20 protein-coding genes and 1 tRNA gene are annotated in these 18,342 nt (G+C 70.5%); 13 read left to right on the plus strand and 8 right to left on the minus strand.

Translation table 11 applies throughout. The annotated features are described in order from the left end of the window. The first annotated feature begins 6 nt into the window (after positions 1 to 6). Both B140_RS0108265 and B140_RS0108270 read left to right on the plus strand, forming a co-directional pair. The gene (locus B140_RS0108265) at positions 7 to 435 is read left to right on the plus strand and encodes an NfeD family protein (RefSeq protein WP_018118891.1); all 429 of its coding nucleotides are present in this window, start codon (positions 7 to 9) and stop codon (positions 433 to 435) included. Then, positions 436 to 1,593 (plus strand): SPFH domain-containing protein, encoded by a 1,158-nt coding sequence (locus tag B140_RS0108270; protein ID WP_018118892.1) that lies wholly within the window; start codon positions 436 to 438, stop codon positions 1,591 to 1,593. Positions 1,594 to 1,598: 5 nt separating this feature from the next. On the opposite strand, the gene B140_RS0108275 is transcribed toward B140_RS0108270, so the two are convergent. From B140_RS0108275 to B140_RS0108290, 4 genes are all read right to left on the minus strand, one after another. Next, the gene (locus B140_RS0108275) at positions 1,599 to 2,147 is read right to left on the minus strand and encodes a MarR family transcriptional regulator (RefSeq protein ID WP_018118893.1); all 549 of its coding nucleotides are present in this window, start codon (positions 2,145 to 2,147) and stop codon (positions 1,599 to 1,601) included. Positions 2,148 to 2,172: 25 nt separating this feature from the next. Further along, positions 2,173 to 2,865, minus strand: coding sequence for a TVP38/TMEM64 family protein (locus tag B140_RS0108280; protein ID WP_018118894.1), 693 nt, complete (start codon positions 2,863 to 2,865; stop codon positions 2,173 to 2,175). Between the two features lie 10 nt (positions 2,866 to 2,875). Further along, positions 2,876 to 3,475 carry a GNAT family N-acetyltransferase gene (locus tag B140_RS0108285; protein WP_018118895.1) on the minus strand — a complete coding sequence of 200 codons (600 nt, stop codon included), beginning with the start codon at positions 3,473 to 3,475 and terminating at the stop codon, positions 2,876 to 2,878. 56 nt (positions 3,476 to 3,531) lie between these two features. Further along, a tRNA-Leu gene (locus B140_RS0108290) sits at positions 3,532 to 3,617 on the minus strand. A 124-nt stretch (positions 3,618 to 3,741) separates the two neighbouring features. On the opposite strand from B140_RS0108290, the gene B140_RS0108295 reads away from it, so the two are divergent. Continuing rightward, positions 3,742 to 4,260: a YbhB/YbcL family Raf kinase inhibitor-like protein gene (locus B140_RS0108295; protein ID WP_018118896.1), complete on the plus strand. Its 519-nt coding sequence runs from the start codon at positions 3,742 to 3,744 to the stop codon at positions 4,258 to 4,260. Here B140_RS0108295 and B140_RS0108300 read toward each other — a convergent pair. The 3 genes from B140_RS0108300 to B140_RS0108310 are packed head-to-tail and all read right to left on the minus strand — an operon-like array spanning position 4,257 to position 7,295. Further along, positions 4,257 to 5,348 (minus strand): quinone-dependent dihydroorotate dehydrogenase, encoded by a 1,092-nt coding sequence (locus B140_RS0108300; RefSeq protein WP_018118897.1) that lies wholly within the window; start codon positions 5,346 to 5,348, stop codon positions 4,257 to 4,259. The two genes, B140_RS0108295 and B140_RS0108300, sit on opposite strands and share 4 nt — an antisense overlap. 10 nt (positions 5,349 to 5,358) lie before the next feature. Continuing rightward, positions 5,359 to 6,405, minus strand: a complete 1,047-nt coding sequence (locus B140_RS0108305) for a hypothetical protein (protein WP_018118898.1) — start codon at positions 6,403 to 6,405, stop codon at positions 5,359 to 5,361. 23 nt (positions 6,406 to 6,428) lie between these two features. Next, entirely contained in the window at positions 6,429 to 7,295 is an 867-nt protein-coding gene (locus B140_RS0108310; protein ID WP_026166161.1) for an aldo/keto reductase, read from the minus strand. 63 nt (positions 7,296 to 7,358) lie between these two features. Between B140_RS0108310 and B140_RS0108315 the strand changes: the two genes are divergently transcribed. The 9 genes from B140_RS0108315 to B140_RS0108355 all read left to right on the plus strand — a co-directional run bounded on the left by B140_RS0108315 (position 7,359) and on the right by B140_RS0108355 (position 16,277). After that, on the plus strand, positions 7,359 to 8,177 hold the full coding sequence (locus tag B140_RS0108315; protein ID WP_040426348.1) for an undecaprenyl-diphosphate phosphatase: 819 nt from the start codon (positions 7,359 to 7,361) through the stop codon (positions 8,175 to 8,177). A 43-nt stretch (positions 8,178 to 8,220) separates the two neighbouring features. Then, complete coding sequence (gene mshC, locus B140_RS0108320; protein ID WP_018118901.1) at positions 8,221 to 9,453, plus strand: cysteine--1-D-myo-inosityl 2-amino-2-deoxy-alpha-D-glucopyranoside ligase; 1,233 nt, start codon at positions 8,221 to 8,223, stop codon at positions 9,451 to 9,453. Between the two features lie 24 nt (positions 9,454 to 9,477). Continuing rightward, on the plus strand, positions 9,478 to 9,861 hold the full coding sequence (locus B140_RS0108325; protein ID WP_018118902.1) for a hypothetical protein: 384 nt from the start codon (positions 9,478 to 9,480) through the stop codon (positions 9,859 to 9,861). Next, complete coding sequence (locus B140_RS0108330; protein WP_040426311.1) at positions 9,839 to 10,543, plus strand: HAD family hydrolase; 705 nt, start codon at positions 9,839 to 9,841, stop codon at positions 10,541 to 10,543. Before B140_RS0108325 ends, B140_RS0108330 begins: the two co-directional genes overlap by 23 nt. 13 nt (positions 10,544 to 10,556) lie before the next feature. Next, positions 10,557 to 10,820 (plus strand): phosphoribosyl-ATP diphosphatase, encoded by a 264-nt coding sequence (locus tag B140_RS0108335; protein ID WP_018118904.1) that lies wholly within the window; start codon positions 10,557 to 10,559, stop codon positions 10,818 to 10,820. A gap of 18 nt (positions 10,821 to 10,838) precedes the next feature. Next, entirely contained in the window at positions 10,839 to 11,681 is an 843-nt protein-coding gene (gene hisG, locus B140_RS0108340) for an ATP phosphoribosyltransferase (RefSeq protein ID WP_018118905.1), read from the plus strand. Between the two features lie 67 nt (positions 11,682 to 11,748). Next, positions 11,749 to 13,227 (plus strand): aspartate ammonia-lyase, encoded by a 1,479-nt coding sequence (gene aspA, locus B140_RS0108345; protein WP_026166164.1) that lies wholly within the window; start codon positions 11,749 to 11,751, stop codon positions 13,225 to 13,227. 83 nt (positions 13,228 to 13,310) lie between these two features. Next, positions 13,311 to 14,615, plus strand: coding sequence for an anaerobic C4-dicarboxylate transporter (locus B140_RS0108350; protein WP_018118907.1), 1,305 nt, complete (start codon positions 13,311 to 13,313; stop codon positions 14,613 to 14,615). 18 nt (positions 14,616 to 14,633) lie between these two features. Next, the gene (locus B140_RS0108355) at positions 14,634 to 16,277 is read left to right on the plus strand and encodes a formate--tetrahydrofolate ligase (RefSeq protein ID WP_018118908.1); all 1,644 of its coding nucleotides are present in this window, start codon (positions 14,634 to 14,636) and stop codon (positions 16,275 to 16,277) included. On the opposite strand, the gene B140_RS0108360 is transcribed toward B140_RS0108355, so the two are convergent. Further along, on the minus strand, positions 16,274 to 17,059 hold the full coding sequence (locus B140_RS0108360; protein WP_026166165.1) for a RecB family exonuclease: 786 nt from the start codon (positions 17,057 to 17,059) through the stop codon (positions 16,274 to 16,276). The genes B140_RS0108355 and B140_RS0108360 overlap by 4 nt on opposite strands. 45 nt (positions 17,060 to 17,104) lie before the next feature. Between B140_RS0108360 and B140_RS0108365 the strand changes: the two genes are divergently transcribed. Beyond that, the gene (locus tag B140_RS0108365; RefSeq protein ID WP_018118910.1) at positions 17,105 to 18,322 is read left to right on the plus strand and encodes a M18 family aminopeptidase; all 1,218 of its coding nucleotides are present in this window, start codon (positions 17,105 to 17,107) and stop codon (positions 18,320 to 18,322) included. Positions 18,323 to 18,342 lie beyond the last annotated feature (20 nt).

Genomic DNA, 18,342 nt, shown 5'->3' on the forward strand with positions numbered 1-18,342 from the left:
GGGCCCGTGGAAATCATCGCTTGGTTCATCGCGGCCCTTGTCCTGGCGGGCCTGGAGCTGGCGGTGGGGGAGTTCACCCTTCTCATGCTCGGCGGCGGCGCGCTCGCCGCCAGCGGCACCGCCCTGCTCGGGGCGCCCCTGTGGGCTCAGGTGCTCGTCTTTTCCCTGGTCTCCCTCGCCCTGCTCTTCTTCGTCAAGCCCTTCCTGCGCCGCAGGATGCAGGTTCCCCTGGCGCTCGATACCTCGCCCGCCGCCCTGGTGGGACACGGGGCCGAGGTCATCGAGCCCGTGACCGCGAAGACCGGGCAGGTTCGGCTGGACGGCAGCATCTGGTCCGCCGCCGCGGCCGATCCCCACGCCTCGTACCGCGCGGGCGAGCACGTCACCGTGGTGCGCATCGACGGTCCCACCGCCATCGTCTGGAAGGAAGACTAAATGGAACCAGGGTTCCTCGTCCTCATCGTTCTCATCGCCTTCGTGGCCCTCTTCGTCATCAAGGCCATCGCCCTCATCCCCCAGGGGCAGGCCGCCGTGATCGAGCGGCTGGGCCGCTACACCCGGACCGTGGAGGGAGGACTCACGTTCCTCGTACCCTTCCTCGACCGGGTGCGCGCCCGGGTGGACACCCGCGAGCGCGTGGTGTCCTTCCCGCCCCAGGCGGTCATCACCCAGGACAACCTGACGGTGGCCATCGACACGGTGGTGACCTTTCAGATCAACGACCCCGCCCGCGCCATCTACGGGGTGGACAACTACATCGTGGGCGTGGAGCAGATCTCCGTGGCCACGCTGCGCGACGTCGTGGGCGGCATGACGCTGGAGGAGACGCTGACCTCCCGCGAGGTGATTAACCGCCGCCTGCGCGGCGAGCTGGACGCCGCCACCACCAAGTGGGGCCTGCGGATCAGCCGCGTGGAGCTCAAGGCCATCGACCCGCCGCCCTCCATCCAGCAGTCCATGGAGATGCAGATGAAGGCGGATCGGGAGAAGCGCGCCACCATCCTCAGCGCCGAGGGCCAGCGGGAGTCCGACATCAAGACCGCCGAGGGCGAGAAGCAGGCGCGCATCCTGGCCGCGGAGGGCGAGAAGCACGCCGCCATCCTGGCGGCGGAGGCCGACCGCCAGGCGGAGATCCTGCGCGCCGAGGGCCGCCGCGCCGCCCGCTACCTGGAGGCCCAGGGCGAGGCGCGCGCCATCCAGAAGGTGAACGCCGCCATCAAGTCCGCCAAGCTCACCCCCGAGGTGCTGGCCTACCAGTACCTGGAGAAGCTGCCCAAGATGGCCGAGGGCCAGGCCTCCACGATGTGGATGGTGCCCTCCCAGTTCGGGGACTCCCTGGAGCAGTTCGCCCGCGCCATGGCCAAGAAGGACGAGGAGGGCGTGTTCCGCTACGAGCCGCAGGCCGTGGACGCGGAGACCAAGGAGATGGCGGAGCCGGACAACACCGAGAGCTGGTTCTCCACGGAGTCCGACCCCGAGATCGCCGCCGCCGTGGCCGCCGCCAACGCGGTAGCCAACAAGCCCGTGGATCCCTCGCTCGCGGAGCTGGTGAAGCAGGAAGAAAACAAGACCGCCGAGGCGGAGGAGGCCTAGCCCTCCTAATCCCCGCCCTCTGCTGCGGCCGCCTGCCGCAGGAGGTTGACCGCAAGCTGCCACCCGGCGTTCTCCGCTTGCCACCCGGCGGCCTGCAGGCGCTGGGAGATCGCCTGCTTGGAGATGCCCAGCTCCGCGGCCGCCTCGTTCTGGGTGAGGCCGCCGCGCACCAGGGCCGTGGCCTCGCGCCCCTCCACCGTGCGCTTGGCCAGCACCTGCCCCACCAGGGCAAAGACGGCGGCTAAGTCCCCGGCCTCCGGGTGCTTTCCCACGCTGACCGTGCCGGGCCGGGCCGCCCGGCTGAGGCTGCCCGTGGCCTCCCCCAGGGCGCGGTCCCCGATGCCGACGCCGATGGCCCAGTCCCCGTCGGAGAGCAGCGCCATGACCACGTTGCACAGCGCCTCCGGCGTGTCCACCCGTGCGCGGATGTCCTCCACTCCCAGGTGCTCGAAGTCGCCCACCCCCTCGACGGTGCTCAGCGCCCGCGCGGAGCGGGCCACGAGGTCGGCGCGCCGCGTGGCGCGCCCGCGATACCGGGCGTGGAGGGCAAACATTCCTTCAGTCTAGCGCCTTAGCCGTCTAGGGCAAGGGCTTGACCGGGAGGCGTCGATCCAGCGCCAGCCCCGCCACGCCCAGCGCGGCGAGCAGGAGCATGGCGGCGAGCATCCGGGCGTCGAGGCCGGAGGCGAGGGAGTCCCCCAGAGCGACCACGGCGATGGTTCCCGGGGCCGAGCCCGCGGCCGTGGCCGCCGCGAAGGGGAGCACCCGCACGGGGGAGAGCGCGGCGGCGTAGTTGAGCAGGCTAAAGGGGATGCCCGCGATGAGCCGTAGCGAGCCCACCGCCAGCCAGCCGCGCTGCTCTAGCCGGGCGGAGATCCGGGCCACGCCGGGGTGGCGCAGGCGCGGGGCCATCCATTCCCCGAGCGCCCCGCGTACGATCGCCAGCGAGAGCACCGCCGAGGCCGTGGTGGCGCTCAGGGCCACCGCCGCGCCCCACCAGGGGCCAAAGAGCAGCCCGGCGGATAGGGTGAGCAGGGTGCGGGGGACGGGGAACTGGGTGATCCCCACATAGAGCGCCCAGAACAGCAGCGGGAACCAGGCGGCGGTGTGCTCCGCCCAGTGCCGCAGCGTGGCCAGGTCCGGGGCCTCGAGCCGCCACGTGAGGAGGACGAACAGCAGGGCCGCCGCGCAGGCCGCCGCACGGCGCGCCCGGGACCATCCGGAGACGGTGGCGCGGGCGTCGCGCACCAGGAGCAGCAGGAAGTCCCGCACGGGCGGCCCGTCAGCGCGCCGCCGAGCGCCACATGGCCAGCTCGCTGGGGCCCGCGCCGTGGCGGGGCAGCTCGCCCAGGGCGGCAAAGCCCAGCGACTCGTAGAGCCGCGCCGAGCGCGGGGTGGAGGCCTCCAGGTAGATGGCCTGGCGGCCCGCGCGATCCATGCCCGAGCGCAGCAGGCGGGTGCCCACGCCCCGGCCCTGGGCGTCGGGGGAGACCGCGAGGGCGTACAGGTACCAGTGGGGGAACGCCGGATGGTAGGCGTCCAGCTCCCGCTCGTGGCGGTACAGGGTGAGCGCCCCGGGGCCGAAGATGCGCGCGTAGCCGAGCGCCACCTGCGCCCGCTGCCGCAGCCCGAGCCGGGCTCCCGGCGGGTTCCACAGCGCCACGCCGTAGATCCGGCCCTCGTCCTCCGCGACGTCGATCGCGCCCAACGGGGCGTACTCCCGGCCCACCTGGAGGTCGAAGAGGTCGCGCAGCACGGCCTCCGCGTCCGCGCCGGGGGCAAGCGCGGCGATGCGGGCGAAGGCGGGGTCCTCCCGGAAGGCCGCCAGCAGGATCTCCACGGCGCGCTCTTTGTCGCGGGGCTGATAGGGCCGAATAATCATAGGGACATCCTAAACGAAAGAAAAGGACCCGCCTCGTGGCGGGTCCTTCCTCGGTGTGCCCGGAGGGGGACTTGAACCCCCACGTCCGTTAATAGGACACTAGCACCTCAAGCTAGCGCGTCTGCCATTCCGCCACCCGGGCAGGTGGTTCATGCGAACGACGTTTACCTTAACCCACCGCCACTTTGCCGACAAATCCGCAGTTCACAGGGCGTTTTCCCGGAAAGGGAAATAACATCGGTGCAACTTCGTGTAGTAGTGGAGCCATGAGCTATTCCTACGCCCACGATTCCCGCTTCCCCGGCCCCGACCCCTACGCCCCGCTGAGGGACCTGCCGGAGTTTCCCCTCTCCTCCGAGGACTTCCGCGACGGCGAGCGTCTCCCCGAGGCCCTGGCCGCCCCGCGGTCGGTCTCCCCGCAGCTAACCTGGTCCGACCTCCCCGAGGGCACCAAGTCCCTGGCTATCACCTGCTTTGATCCGGACGCCCCCACGGCCGCCGGCTTCTGGCACTGGGCGGTGTTCAACATCCCGGCCACCGCCACCGGGTTGGAGTCCGGGGCCACGCCCGAGGGCGTCACCCTCGTGGGCGATAGCGGCCAGCGGGCCTACTACGGGCCGCAGCCCCCGGAGGGGCACGGCCCGCATCGCTACCTCTTCGCCGTGCACGCCGTGGACGTGGAGGAGCTGGACGTCGCCCCCGACGCCAGCCCCACGGTGCTGGGCTTTAACCTGTACTTCCACTCCCTGGGCCGCGCCGTGCTCTGGGGCTGGTACGAGAACTAGCGGTCCACCCAGGGGCGCCCGCAGCCCACGGCCTCGGAGATATTGTTAAAGCCCTGCGCCCTGAGCTGGTCGGCCAGACCCCGGTGGATCCTCCTGATCCACTCGGGCCCGCCGTAGATGAGCCCCGTGTAGCCCTGCAGGAGGGTGGCCCCCGTGGCGATCCGCTCCCAGGCCTGCTGGGGCGTTTCTATGCCGCCCACGGAGATGAGCACGAGCTGGTCGCCCACGCGGCCGCGCAGGCGGGCCAGGACCTCCAGGGAGCGGTCCGCCACCGGGGGGCCGGACACCCCGCCGGGGCCCATCTCCTCCACGTTGGGGGTGGCCAGGCCCGCGCGGGAGATCGTGGTGTTGGTGGCCACGATGCCGTCCAGTCCCAGCTCCAGGGCCAGGTCCGCCACGGCGTCGATGTCCTCATTGGAAAGGTCCGGGGCGATCTTCACCAGCACCGGGGCGTCCGTGGTGGACTGCACCGCCTCCAAGATGGGTCGCAGGGACTCCACCGCCTGCAGGTCCCGCAGGCCCGGCGTGTTGGGGGAGGAGACGTTGACCACGAGGTAGCTGGCCAGGTGCTCCAGGAGGTTGGCGGAGCGCCGGTAGTCCTCCACCGCGTGTTCCAGGGGAACCACCTTGGTCTTGCCGATGTTGACGCCCACGATGTCCTCGTAGCGGCGGCGGTACAGGTTGGTGGCCACCTGCGCGGCACCCGGGTTGTTAAAGCCCATGCGGTTGAGGATGCCGCGATCGGCCTTGAGCCGGAAGAGCCGGGGGGCGGGGTTGCCCGGCTGCGGGGAGGCCGTGACCGTGCCGATCTCCGCGTAGCCGAAGCCGATGGGGGTCCACAGGTCGGGGGAGTTGGCGGACTTGTCAAAGCCCGCCGCCAGGCCCAGCGGGCGGGGGAAGGTCACGCCAAAGACCTCCTGCTCGAGGATCGGGTCGCGCACCGGCAGCACCCTGCCTATGAGGCGGTTGAGCGGCCCCACGAACTGCAGCATGCCCAGCACGTCTCCGACCATGCCGTGAACCCGCTCCGGATCCATGGCAAAAAGCCCCTTGAGAACCAGACGGTAAGCGGTATTGCGTATGCCCATGCGGAATCCTTTACGTGGAAGAGGTCGGGTCGGGGATCACTTGCAGCCCCTCGCCGCTGGCGGAGGCCAGCACCAGGGTGCCGTCGTCGAGGGCCACCATGGAGGTGGCGTTGGCCACGGTGGCCAGCTCGTGGCGGCGCTGCGGAACGCCCTGGGATATGTCCCAGCCGGTGAGCGCGTTGCGCGCCGTGGAGGCCACCCAGGCCAGCCGGTGGTCCTCGTCCCAGGCCACCGCCCAGGGCGAGTCCGGGACCGGCACCGTCTGGTGCAGCCGCACCACCTCGTCGGCGGTGTACACCGCGAGCTGATCCCCGGTGGTGTCGGAGGCCAGCACCAGCCCGTCCGGCCCGGCGGCGACGCGCCCCACGCCCAGCCCCACGCGCAGGCGCCCGCCCTCGCGCTCGTTCGTCCAATCGACGTCCTGGATCGTGGTGTCCTGCGCCCAGGTCCGCACCACGGCGTCGGGCCGCCCCTCCAGGGGCAGGGAGAGCACCTGGGTGCTCGGGGAGGCCACCCCGATGCGCACGGGGTCACCCTCGGCGGGGTGCAGCACCACCTCGGCGTCCTCGTCGTTGACGGTGACCAGCTCGCCGCCGCTGAGCAGGGTGGCGGCGGTGGCCCTGCCGTCTACCGGGCGCGTCTGCGCCTCGCGCGGGGAGGCTGCCGGGTACACCCGCACCTCCCGATCGCAGGCCAGGAGGAAGGAGGACCCCGCCGCCGTCAGCTCCCCGCACTCCGGGGACGCCTCCGCCGTGGCGATCGCGCCTCGGCGGAAGTCCTCCACCGTGCCAAAGGCCAGGGTGCCCCCGGAGCGCACCGCCAGCACGTCCCCCACGCGCTCGAGGGCCGTGACCTCGGCCAGCTCCGGCGGCAGCGGCACGACCTCCCCGGCGGGATCGACGCTGGGCGCCGAGGCCGCCGCGGTGGCGTCGCCCATCTCCTCCGACAGGTCCGAGGGACCCTGGGACTGGCAGCCCGCCAGCGCCGCCGCGCACGCCAGCGCGAGCGCGGCGGACGCCAGGGAAGCAGTGTGCTGTGCCTTCTTCGCCGTCTTCACAAGACAAAACTCTAGCAGCGACCTCAGCGCGATATATCGTCAAGCGCCTTCTGGATGGGCCCCGGCAGCCGCGCCTGCATGCAGCGCCGAATATCCTCCCGATCCCGCGCCTCCACCAGCGTGGAGGCCACCGCCTGCCGCTGGCGCACCCAGGCCACCGCCGCCGTGGCGGCGGAGATCCCCAAACCCTCGGCGGCGGTGCGCAAGGCCTCCGAGATCTTCCCGGCGCGCTGCCCGCCGAGCCGGGGGGCGTGCGGGTCGTCCGGGGCCATCTGCCCGGTGAGCACCCCGTGCGCCAAGGGGTCGGCCGCGATGATGCCCACGCCCAGGTACTCGGCGGCGGGCATCACCTCCAGCTCCGCCTCCCGCACCAGCAGCGAGTAGGGGACCTGGGCCGCCACCACGCCGCGCCGGGCGTGCGTGGCCGCGAGCTGCCACCCGGAGTAGTCCCGCACCCCGGCGTAGCGCACGCGCCCGGTGGTCACCGCATGGTCGAGCGCACCGCAGACCTCGTCCACGGGGGTGTGCGGGTCCCAGTAGGCCACGCTCCACAGGTCGAGGTGCTCCACGCCCAGCTCCGCCAGGAGCGCGTCGAGGTCGTTGAGCAGGGCGCGGCGGGAGCAGTTGACCCTGCGCCCGGCCGGGAGGGCGGGGTTGACCCCGGAGGCCGCGGAGAGGACCACCTCGCGCAGGCTCACGCTTGCCCGTATCTCCCGCAGCGCCCCCGGGGAGGCCACGTCCACGAGGTTGCCCCCGGCGTCGAGGAAGGCCTTGAGGATGCCCGGGGTGGCGTCGAGCGCCACGCGCTGCCCCCACTGAGCGGTGCTGAGTCCTATCGCGGAGACCCGCAATCCGGATTGTCCCAGTGTTCTTAGATCCACCGGCCCCAGCCTAGTAGTAGGGTCGTGCGGGTGAACGACGTGACCTTGCTTGCCGCCGCAGATCCCCAGCAGATGTCCTGGCTTCAGGTCATCGTGCTCTCCATCGTCCAGGGCCTCACCGAGTTTCTCCCGGTGAGCTCGTCCGGCCACCTGCGCATCGTCTCCGAGCTGTTCTGGGGGGCGGACGCCGGGGCCTCCTTCACCGCCGTGGTGCAGCTGGGCACCGAGCTGGCGGTGGTGGTGTACTTTGCCCGCGACATCTGGAACATCGTGCGCTCCTGGTGCCGGGGCCTGGTGGACCGCACGGCCCGGGGCTTCGAGTACCGCATGGGGTGGATGGTCATCGCGGGCTCCGTGCCCATCGGCGTGGCCGGGGTGCTGTTCCAGGACGCGATCCGGGACACGCTGCGTAACCTGTGGATCACCGCCACGGTGCTCATCCTCTTTTCCTTCGTGTTCATCCTGGCGGAGAGGTGGGGCCGCAAGGAGCGCTCCTACGAGGAGCTGACTATGAAGGACGCCGTGGTGATGGGCCTGTGCCAGTGCCTGGCGCTCATCCCCGGGGTCTCCCGCTCCGGCGGCACCATCTCCGGCGGCCTCTTTTTGGGGCTGAAGCGGGAGGTGGCCACGCGCTTTTCCTTCCTGCTGGCCATCCCCGCCGTGACGGCCTCCGGGCTGTTCTCCCTCAAGGACGTCTTTGACCCCACCGTGGGGCAGGCGGCCTCCGGCGGGCAGCTCCTGGTGGGCACCCTCATCTGCTTCGTCCTGGGCTACGCCTGCATCGCCTGGCTGCTCAAGTTCGTGGCCCACCACTCCTTCTCCTGGTTTGCCGCCTACCGCATCCCGCTGGGCATCCTGGTGATGATCCTGCTGGCGGCGGGCCTGCTGTAGGCCCGCCGCCTCCGGCGGGGCAAAAGGGGTTAGGGTGTATGCCATGCGTTCTTGGCCCTCTCCCCAGATCCCCACGGCCCCCGGCCAGCCCGTGCCGCTGCGCCTGTACGACACCGCCGACCAGGAGGTCCGCGAGGTCGCCATCCCCGACGACGGCCCCGTGGGGATGTACGTGTGCGGCATCACGCCGTACGACTCCACCCACCTGGGGCACGCCGCCACCTACCTGGCCTTCGACCTGGCCCACCGCGTGCTCCTGGACAACGGGCACGCGGTGCACTACGTGCAGAACATCACCGACGTGGACGACCCGCTCTTCGAGCGCGCCGAGCGCGACGGGGTGGACTGGCGGGAGCTGGGCACCTCCCAGATCGAGAAGTTCCGGGGCGACATGGAGGCCCTCGAGGTGATCCCGCCCCGGGACTACGTGGGCGCGATGGAATCGGTGGAGGAGGTCATCGACCTCGTCTCCAGGCTGCTCGATAGCGGGGCGGCCTACACCGTGGACGACGCCGAGTACCCGGACGTCTACGCCTCGGTGGACGCCACCGAGCAGTTCGGCTACGAGTCCGGCTACTCCTGGGCACAGATGGAGAAGTTCTTTGCCGAGCGCGGCGGCGACCCGGAGCGCCCCGGCAAGGTGCACAGCCTCGACGCCCTGATCTGGCGGGCGCAGCGCCCCGGCGAGCCCGCCTGGGACTCGCCCTTCGGGCCGGGCCGCCCCGGCTGGCACATCGAGTGCTCCGCCATCGCCACCCGCCGCCTGGGGCCGCGCTTTGCCATCCAGGGCGGCGGATCGGACCTCATCTTCCCCCACCACGAGTTCTCCGCCGCGCACGCGGAGGCCGGGCTGGGCTGCGAGCGCATGGCCGGGCACTACGTGCACGCCGGCATGGTGGCCCTCGACGGCGTGAAGATGTCCAAGTCCCTGGGCAACCTCGTGTTCGTCTCCGACCTCGTGCGCGCGGGCCACGAGCCCGCCGCCATCCGGCTGGGGGTGTTCTCCGGGCACTACCGCAGCGACCGCGACTGGTCCCGGGAGGTGCTCGCAGAGGCCGAGCAGCGCCTGGCGTACTGGCGCGCAGCGGCGCGCCGGGGCGGCGGGATCGACCACGCGGAGGAGGTGGTGGCCCGGGTGCGGGAGCGCCTGGCCGACGACCTCGACACCCCCGGCGCCCTGGCCGCCCTGGACCACTGGGCGCAGACCTGCACCGAGGAGGGGCAGGGCAGCGCGGTGGCGGTGGCGGTGGAGTCCCTGCTCGGCGTGCGTTTGTAGGGGAGTTCCTCCACAATGGAATCCATGACCAACCCCTCCGTCGGCCTGCGCGCCGAGTTTCAGCCCGCCATCGAGCAGTTCATCGAGGACCTCACCACCTTCGTCTCCGGGGCCTACCTCCAGGAGGGGGAGAAGGAGCTGTGGGACCAGCCCTTCGACCCCGCGGCCCTGACCGAGCTGCGCGGCATCCTCGCCACGCTGCTCGACCGCGTGGAGGGGGAGGCCCCCGAGGCCTTCCCGGTGTTCCTGCGCGCCACCATCGAGGAGCTGTACGCCTTCAACGACAAGCACCACGGCGCGGTGCTCGAGCCGGAGGAGTACGCGGAGCTCAACGACCTGTTCCGCGGCATGGCTCGGGCCGCCGGGGTGGGGGAGGTGGGGCTGCATGACCTCCCCGTCATGGAGTAGCCCCCGGGCCGTCTTCTGGGACATGGACGGCACCCTGGTGGACTCCGAGCCGCTCTGGGGGATCGCCACCTACGAGCTCAGCGAGCGGCTCGGCCGCCGCCTCACGCCCGAGCTGCGCGCCGCCACGGTGGGCGGCTCCTTCGGCCACACCCTCCGGGTGTGCGCGGAGCACGCCGGGGTGCGCGTCGATCCCCGGCGGGCCCGGGAGCTGCACGACGCCATGTTTGCCCGCGTGGGGGCGCTCTTTTCCGAGTCGCTGGCCCCGCGCCCGGGCGTGCGCCCCCTGCTGGAGGCCCTGCGCGCTCGGGGCATCCCCATGCTGGTGACCACGAACACCGAGCGCAGCCTGGCCGATAGGGCCATCGCCGCCGTGGGGGAGGGCTTCTTCTGCGACTCCGTGGCGGGCGACGAGGTCGCGCGGTTCAAGCCCGCCCCGGACATGTACCTGGAGGCCGCCCGGCGGGTAGGCGCGGTACCCGGGGAATGCCTGGTCTTTGAGGACTCCCGCGCGGGCATGACCGCGGCGCTGGCCGCCGGGTGCCGCGTGGTGGGCCTGCCGGAGGAGGAGGCGGACCTCGTCGAGGGGGCGCTGTCCATGCGGGCGGCGGCCGGATCCCGCTCCTTCGAGGGGGTCGGGGCGGACGATGTTGAGAGATGGTTCACCCTCAGCGCCCGGCCATGAGATAATCGTGCGGGTGAAGAACTTTGACTCCCTCTATCAGGAACTGCAGGAACGGGCGCAGGCCGATCCCGCCGAGTCCGCCACCGCCGCCGCGCTGGCCTCGGGCGTGCACGGCATAGGAAAGAAGGTGGTGGAGGAGGCCGCCGAGGTCTGGATGGCCGCCGAGTACCAGTCCCCCGAGGAGCTGGCGGAGGAAATATCCCAGCTCGTGTACTGGGCCCAGGTCATCATGGTCTCCCGGGGCCTGAAGCCCGACGACGTCTACCGCTACCTCTAATACTCCTAGGAGAACAACATGATGCGCATTGCCGTGCCCAACAAGGGAGCGCTGGCGGAGGTGGCGTCCACCATCCTGAAGGAGGCCGGGTACGCCACCCGCCGCGATTCCAAGGCGCTCAACGTCATCGACCGCGCCAACAACGTGGAGTTCTTCTTCCTCCGCCCCAAGGACATCGCCATCTACGTGGCCTCCGGGGAGCTGGATCTGGGGATCACCGGGCGCGACCTCGCCGCCGATTCCCAGGCCGAGGTGACGGAGGTGCTGGCGCTGGGCTTCGGCTCCTCCACTTTCCGCTTCGCCGCCCCGGCGGGGCAGACCTGGACGGTGGACGCCCTGGGGGGCAAGCGCGTGGCCACCGCGTACCCCAACCTGGTGCGCTCGTACCTCCGGGAGCGGGGGATTGAGGCCACGGTGATCCGCCTGGACGGCGCCGTGGAGATCTCCATCAAGCTCGGGGTGGCGGACGTGATCGCGGACGTGGTCTCCACCGGGGCCACGCTGCGCCAGCAGGGGCTCGAGCCCTTCGGGGAGCCGATCTGCCGATCGGAGGCCGTGGTGGTCGGACGTACCCCCGATATTACCCCCGAACAGCGTGTGATGTTACGCAGATTCGAGGGAATCGTGCACGCTCACCACTACGTGATGCTCGATTATAATGTCGCGCGCGAGCGGCTTAACGAGGCCAGCGCGATCACGCCCGGACTCTCCGGACCCACGGTCTCCCCGCTGACCAGGAAGGACTGGGTGGCGGTGCGCGCCATGATCCCCCGGTCGGAGGCCAACTCCGTGATGGACGCCCTGGCGGAGATGGGGGCCGAGGCGATCCTGGCCACGGACCTGCGCATAGCGAGGATCTAGGCAAAAACCACATCCTCGCTACTATGGAGGCGTCAATTCACCCATCGAGAAAGGACGCCGTTTCCACATGGCCACGTCGAAGAAGACTGCCAAGGCTAAGAATCAGGAAGCGAGCACCCCCACCCCGGGTACTCGGACGGAGGAAGACCTGCTGGGAACCATGGAGGTTCCTTCCTCCGCCTACTACGGCATTCACACCCTGCGCGCCGTGGAGAACTTCCAGATCTCTCGCAACACCATCAACCAGGTGCCCGCCTTCATCCGTGGAATGGTGCAGGTGAAAAAGGCCACCGCGATGGCAAACCGCCGTCTGCATACCCTGCCGCGCAAGAAGGCCGAGGCGATCATCTGGGCCTGCGACGAGATCCTTGAGAAGGGCCGGTGCATGGATCAGTTCCCCATCGACCTCTTCCAGGGCGGCGCGGGGACCAGCCTCAACATGAACACCAACGAGGTCATCGCCAACCTCGCTCTGGAGCACCTGGGCGAGCCCAAGGGCTCCTACGACGTCATCAACCCCAACGACGACGTGAACATGTCCCAGTCCACCAACGACGCCTACCCCACCGGCTTCCGCCTGGGCGTGTACAACGAGCTGATGAGCCTCATCGAGGCCTACGACGCCCTCCAGTCCGCCTTCCAGGCCAAGGGCGCCGAGTTCGAGGACATCCTCAAGATGGGGCGCACGCAGCTCCAGGACGCCGTGCCCATGACCCTGGGCGACGAGTTCCGGGCGTTTGCCTCCAACCTCAGCGAGGAGCAGGCCATCATGCGCGCCGCCGCGGAGCGCCTGCTCGAGGTCAACCTCGGCGCCACCGCCATCGGCACCGGGGTCAACACCCCCGCCGGCTACCGGCACCAGGTGGTGGCCGCCCTGAGCGAGACCACCGGCCTGGAGATCAAGTCCGCCAAGGACCTCATCGAGGCCACCTCCGATACCGGCGCCTACGTGCTCGCGCACTCCGCCATCAAGCGGGCCGCGATGAAGCTCTCCAAGATCTGCAACGACCTGCGCCTGCTCTCCTCCGGCCCCACGGCCGGGCTGCACGAGATCAACCTGCCCCCGCGCCAGGCGGGCTCCTCCATCATGCCGGGCAAGGTCAACCCGGTGATCCCGGAGGTGGTCAACCAGGTGTGCTTCAAGGTCTTTGGCAACGACCTCACCGTGGCGATGGCCGCCGAGGCCGGGCAGCTCCAGCTCAACGTGATGGAGCCGGTGATCGGGGAGGCCCTCTTCGAGTCCCTGCGCATCCTGCGCAACGCGGCCGATACCCTGCGCACCAAGTGCGTCACGGGCATCACCGCCAACGCGGAGGTCTGCCGCGCCTACGTGGAGAACTCCATCGGCATCGTCACCTACCTCAACCCCTTCATCGGCCACCACAACGGCGATCTCATCGCCAAGGAGGCTGCCGTCACCGGGGCCAAGGTGCGCGACCTCGTGCTGGATAAGGGCCTGATGGACAAGGAGACCCTGGACCGCGTGCTGTCCAAGGAGAACCTCATGCACCCGGAGTTCCGGGGAACCATTTATTTGGACGATTAATATCACAGAAAGTTGCTCGCCCGGCCCCGCGCGCAGGATAATTACGGTGCTATAAAACCGCATATCAAAAGGGGTTTTCTCCGATGCTTATTCTGCACATAATCATCGTCCTCGCGGCGATCGTGCTGGGCGCGCGGCTCGGTTCCATCGCCATCGGCTTCGCCGGTGGCCTGGGCGTGCTCCTCCTCGGGCTTACCGGCGCGCCGGTGAGCAGGGAGGACATTCCCTTCGACGTCATCGGCATCATCATGGCGGTGATCGCCGCCATCGCCGCCATGCAGCGCGCCGGGGGAATGGACCTGCTGGTGTATTGGGCGGAGCGGTTCCTGCGCCGCAACCCCCGCCAGATCACCCTGTGGGCACCGGTGGTCACCTACCTCATGACGGTCTTTGCGGGCACCGGCCACACCTCCTTTTCCACCCTTCCCGTGATCGTGGAGGTGGCCAAGGAGGGCCGGGTACGCCCCTCGCGGCCGCTGTCGGTGGCGGTGGTTGCCGCCCAGATGGGCATCGTGGCCTCGCCCATCTCCGCCGCGGTGGTCTTTCTCGCCTCCATCCTGGAGCCGCTGGGGGTCTCCTACCTCGCGCTGCTGGCGGTGGTCATCCCCGCCACGTTCCTGGCCATTTTCCCCACCGCCTGGCTGTGCAACCGGCTGGGCAGGGACCTGGAGGAGGACCCGGTGTACCGGGAGCGCATGGAGCAGGGCCTGGTGGCGGAGCCCAAGATCGCCGCCTACACCCCCACCCGCTCGGCCAAGGCCTCCGTGGGGATCTTCCTCGCGGCGATCGTGCTCGTGGTGCTCTACGCCACGCTCACGTCCGCGCAGGTGGGGCTGATCTCCGATCCCACGCTGCCGCGCAACGAGGCCATCATGGCGCTCATGCTCAGCGCGGCCACGGTCATCGTCATGGTCACCAGGATCCCGGCGGCGGACATCCTCAACACGCAGGTGTTCCGCTCGGGCATGTCCGCCTGCATCTGCGTGCTGGGCGTGGCCTGGCTGGGCACCACCATCATCAAGAACAACATGGAGGGCATCGAGTCCCTCGCGGGCTCCGTGCTGCAGGGCAGCCCGTGGCTGCTGGCGGTGGTGCTGTTCTTCGCCGCCGCCCTGCTGTACTCCCAGGCCGCCACCACGCAGGCGCTCATGCCCGCGGCGCTGGCGATGGGGATCAGCCCGCTGACCGCCGTGGCGGCCTTCCCGGCGGTCTCGGCGCTGTTCGTGCTGCCCACCTACCCCACGCTGCTGGCGGCGGTGGAGATGGACGATACCGGCTCCACGCGCATCGGCAAGGCCGTGTTCAACCACCCCTTCCTCATCCCGGGGGTGGTCTACACCGTGATCTCGGTCGGGCTGGGCTATCTTTTCGGCTCTGTGCTCCTGTGATCCCGCTAGGCTGGGGTCATGCTCACCGACGTTGACATCGCCCAGGCGCACCGCCTCGAACCCATCACCGACATCGCCCGGCGCGCGGGCATCCCCGATGCCGCGCTGACCGCCTACGGCACCACCAAGGCCAAGGTCGATCCCACGGCCCTGGCTCCCCGCGATCCCGGCAGGCTGATCCTGGTCACCGGGATGTCTCCCACCCCGGCGGGGGAGGGCAAGTCCACCGTGCTCATCGGGCTTGCGGACGCCCTGCGCGCCGCCGGGCACAACGCCATCGCCGCGCTGCGCGAGCCCTCCCAGGGGCCGGTCATGGGGATCAAGGGCGGGGCCGCGGGCGGCGGCTATTCCCAGGTGGTACCGATGGACGAGATCAACCTGCACTTCACGGGGGACTTTCACGCCATCGCTGCGGCCACCAACACGCTGGCCGCGCTGATCGATAACCACATCCACCAGGGCAACGCCCTGGACATCGACCCGCGCCAGGTCACCTGGCAGCGCTGCGTGGACGTCAACGATCGCTCCCTGCGCGGGGTCATCACGGGCCTGGGCGGGCGGGCCCACGGCGTGCCCGCGGAGACGGGCTTTACCATCACCGCCGCCAGCGAGATCATGGCGGTGCTGGGCCTGGCCTCGGACCTGGAGGACCTCAAGGAGCGCCTGGGCCGCATCACCGTGGGCTACACCCGGGCGGGCGAGCCGGTGACCGCCGCCGACGTGCAGGCGCAGGGGGCGCTGACGGTGCTGCTCAAGGACGCGCTGCGGCCCAACCTGGTGCAGACCCTGGGCGGCACCCCCGCCTTCGTGCACGGCGGGCCCTTTGCCAACATCGCCCACGGCTGCAACACGCTGCTGGCCACCCGCACCGCGCTGCAGTGCGGCGACGTGGTGGTCACGGAGGCGGGCTTCGGCTCGGATCTGGGCGCGGAGAAGTTCTTTGACATCAAGGCCCGCTACGGCCTGGACGTGGCGGGCACGGTGATCGTGGCCACCATCCGGTCGCTGAAGTTCAACGGAAAGGCCGAGGACTACAACGCCGAGGACACCGAGGCGCTGCGCCGGGGCCTGGTGAACCTGGAGCGGCACGTGCGCAACGTGCGCAAGTTCGGGGTGGAGCCGGTGGTGGCGCTGAACCTGTTCAGCTCGGATTCGGCGGAGGAGCGGGCGGTGATGGCCGGGTGGGCGCGGGACTTCGGCGTGCGCCTGAGCGAGGTCGAGGTGTGGGCCAAGGGCGGGGAGGGCGCGGGCGAGCTGGCCCGGGCCGTGATGGAGAACCTGTCCACGGGCTCGCACCCGCTCTACGACCCGGAGGACGGGGTGGAGGAGTCCATCGGCACCATCGCCCGGGAGATCTACGGGGCGCGCGACGTGGAGTTCTCGCCCAGGGCCAAGAAGGACCTGGCGCGGCTGCGCCGCCACGGCTGGGATCGGCTGCCCGTGTGCCTGTCCAAGACGCAGTATTCCTTCAGCGACGACCCCTCCGCCCTGGGTGCCCCGGAGGGCCACACGCTGCACGTGCGCGAGCTGGTGGCCCGCACGGGGGCGGGCTTCGTGGTGGCCCTGACCGGGGACGTGATGACCATGCCGGGCCTGCCCAAGAAGCCGACGGCCAACGCCATTGACGTCTCCCCGGACGGCTCCATCACGGGGCTGTTCTAGTCCGGCCAGCCGGGGTATTCCGGCGGGGTGCCGCCGAAGGCGGGGCAGTGCTCCTGAAAGGAGCACCACCCGCACAGCTTGGAGGTCTTGGGCTCGAAGGTGCCCGCCTTACCGTCGCGCACGATGGCCTCCCACAGGCGGGCGAGGTCGCGCTCGAAGTACTCCAGCTCCTCCTTGGTGGGGGCCAGCAGCATGTCGTCGTGCACCTTGAGGTACATCAGGCGGAGCTGGTCGGGGATGCGACCGTGCAGCCGCCAGTACAGCAGGGCGTAGAAGCGCATCTGGAACTGCGCGCTCTGGGAGTAGCGCGGCAGCGGCTTCTTGCCGGTCTTGTAGTCCACCACCCGCACCTGCCCGGTGGGGGCGACGTCGATGCGGTCGATGAACCCGCGCACGGGCACCCCGTTGGGCAGGGTGGTGCCCACGTACTGCTCGCAGGCGTGGGCGTCGAAGCCCTGCGGGTTTTCCATCATGAAGTACCCCTTGAGCAGGGCGCGGCACTCCACCAGGAAGGGGTAGCTGTCCGGGACGAGCTCGCTGAGCTGGGGGTCCTCGGCGCACATGCGCTCCCAGTGCGGGGTGAGCCGCTTGACCGCCGCGGGGTAGTCGCGGTCCTGCCGGGGCCAGGAGTGCATCTCCTCGAGCACCGCGTGGACGAGGGTGCCCTTGACCTGCGCCTCGGTGGAGGGCTCGGGGAGCTTGTCGATGGCCCGGAAGCGGTAGAGCAGCGGGCACTGCTGGTAGTCGTTCGCGCGGGAGGGGGACAACGCCGGAGAGCTCATGGCTTCCTAGCCTAACCGTGGCCTAACCGTGGTTGACTAGAGGGCATGAATGACAGCCGTGACTTTCTGGACTTCCTCGCCGCCTCCCCGAGCGCGCCGCACGCGGCCGCCGAGGTGGAGCGCCGCCTGGGCTTTAGCGCCCTGGACGCCGCGCAGCCGTGGGACCTCGGCCCCGGGGGCTACGTGCTGCGCCGGGGCGGGGCGGTGATCGCCTGGTGGATCCCGGAGGAGGCTGGGAACCCCGGCTTCCGGATCATCGGGGCGCACACCGATTCCCCGGGGTTCGTGCTCAAGCCGCAGCCGGAGCGCCGGGGCGCGGGCTGGCCGCAGGCGGGCGTGGAGGTCTACGGCGGGCCGCTGCTGTCCTCGTGGTTCGACCGGGAGCTGTGCCTGGCGGGGGAGGTGGTGCTGGCGGACGGCTCGCGCCGCCTGGTGCGCACGGAGCCGGTGCTGCGGATCCCCCGCCTGGCCATCCACCTGGACCGGGACGCGGAGATCAACCGGCAGACCCACGTCCAGCCGATCCTCACCTCGGAGGAGGCCACGGCGATGGAGGCGGTGGCGCAGGCCGCCGGGGTGGCGCCCGAGGACGTCTTTGGCCACTGGCTGGTGCTTGCCGACGCCCAGCCGGGCCGCGTCAGCGGGGACCTGCTGGCGGCGGGCAGGCTGGACAACCTCACCTCGGTCTACGCCGGGTTGCGCGCGCTCCAGGCGGCGGTGGCCTCCGGGGAGGAGGGGGACCAGGTGTGGGTGCTGGCGGCCTTCGACCACGAGGAGGTGGGCAGCGCCAGCACGCGCGGGGCGGCCGGGCCGCTGCTCGGGGAGGTGCTGGACCGCATCGCGGGCTCCCTCGGGGTTGCGGCGCGCCCCATGTACGCGCGCTCCACCATGGTCTCCGCCGACGCCGCCCACGCGGTGCACCCCAACTACCCGGAGAAGCACGATTCCGAGCACCACCCGCTGCTGGGGCACGGGCCGGTGACCAAGATCAACGCCAATCAGCGCTACGCCTCCACCGCCGCCACCACGGCCATGTGGCGGCGGTGCTGCCAGGCGGCGGGGGTGCCCTCCCAGGTATTCGCCGGCAACAACGCGGTGCCCTGCGGCTCCACGATCGGCCCGATCGCGGCCACGCGCCTGGGCATCGAGACGGTGGACGTGGGCGTGCCCCTACTGTCCATGCACTCCGCCCGCGAGGTCTGCGCGGCCCGGGACGTGGTGTGGTTCCAGGAGGCCCTTGAGGCATACTTGATCGATAGCTAAGCCACCCTACTTCGGAGGAG

It is taken from the genome of Corynebacterium mastitidis DSM 44356 (assembly GCF_000375365.1).
GTDB classification, from domain to species: Bacteria; Actinomycetota; Actinomycetes; order Mycobacteriales; family Mycobacteriaceae; genus Corynebacterium; species Corynebacterium mastitidis.

Excerpts from the sequence above, each read along its gene's own strand:
- B140_RS0108330 (WP_040426311.1), top strand. The coding sequence starts at position 9,839 with ATGACCTCCCCGTCATGGAGTAGCCCCCGGGCCGTCTTCTGGGACATG.
- B140_RS0108270 (WP_018118892.1), top strand. The coding sequence starts at position 436 with ATGGAACCAGGGTTCCTCGTCCTCATCGTTCTCATCGCCTTCGTGGCC.
- B140_RS0108285 (WP_018118895.1), bottom strand. The coding sequence starts at position 3,475 with ATGATTATTCGGCCCTATCAGCCCCGCGACAAAGAGCGCGCCGTGGAG.
- B140_RS0108350 (WP_018118907.1), top strand. The coding sequence starts at position 13,311 with ATGCTTATTCTGCACATAATCATCGTCCTCGCGGCGATCGTGCTGGGC.
- B140_RS0108315 (WP_040426348.1), top strand. The coding sequence starts at position 7,359 with ATGTCCTGGCTTCAGGTCATCGTGCTCTCCATCGTCCAGGGCCTCACC.
- B140_RS0108365 (WP_018118910.1), top strand. The coding sequence starts at position 17,105 with ATGAATGACAGCCGTGACTTTCTGGACTTCCTCGCCGCCTCCCCGAGC.
- B140_RS0108355 (WP_018118908.1), top strand. The coding sequence starts at position 14,634 with ATGCTCACCGACGTTGACATCGCCCAGGCGCACCGCCTCGAACCCATC.
- mshC (WP_018118901.1), top strand. The coding sequence starts at position 8,221 with ATGCGTTCTTGGCCCTCTCCCCAGATCCCCACGGCCCCCGGCCAGCCC.
- B140_RS0108300 (WP_018118897.1), bottom strand. The coding sequence starts at position 5,348 with ATGGGCATACGCAATACCGCTTACCGTCTGGTTCTCAAGGGGCTTTTT.
- B140_RS0108360 (WP_026166165.1), bottom strand. The coding sequence starts at position 17,059 with ATGAGCTCTCCGGCGTTGTCCCCCTCCCGCGCGAACGACTACCAGCAG.
- B140_RS0108295 (WP_018118896.1), top strand. The coding sequence starts at position 3,742 with ATGAGCTATTCCTACGCCCACGATTCCCGCTTCCCCGGCCCCGACCCC.
- hisG (WP_018118905.1), top strand. The coding sequence starts at position 10,839 with ATGATGCGCATTGCCGTGCCCAACAAGGGAGCGCTGGCGGAGGTGGCG.
- aspA (WP_026166164.1), top strand. The coding sequence starts at position 11,749 with ATGGCCACGTCGAAGAAGACTGCCAAGGCTAAGAATCAGGAAGCGAGC.
- B140_RS0108275 (WP_018118893.1), bottom strand. The coding sequence starts at position 2,147 with ATGTTTGCCCTCCACGCCCGGTATCGCGGGCGCGCCACGCGGCGCGCC.
- B140_RS0108325 (WP_018118902.1), top strand. The coding sequence starts at position 9,478 with ATGACCAACCCCTCCGTCGGCCTGCGCGCCGAGTTTCAGCCCGCCATC.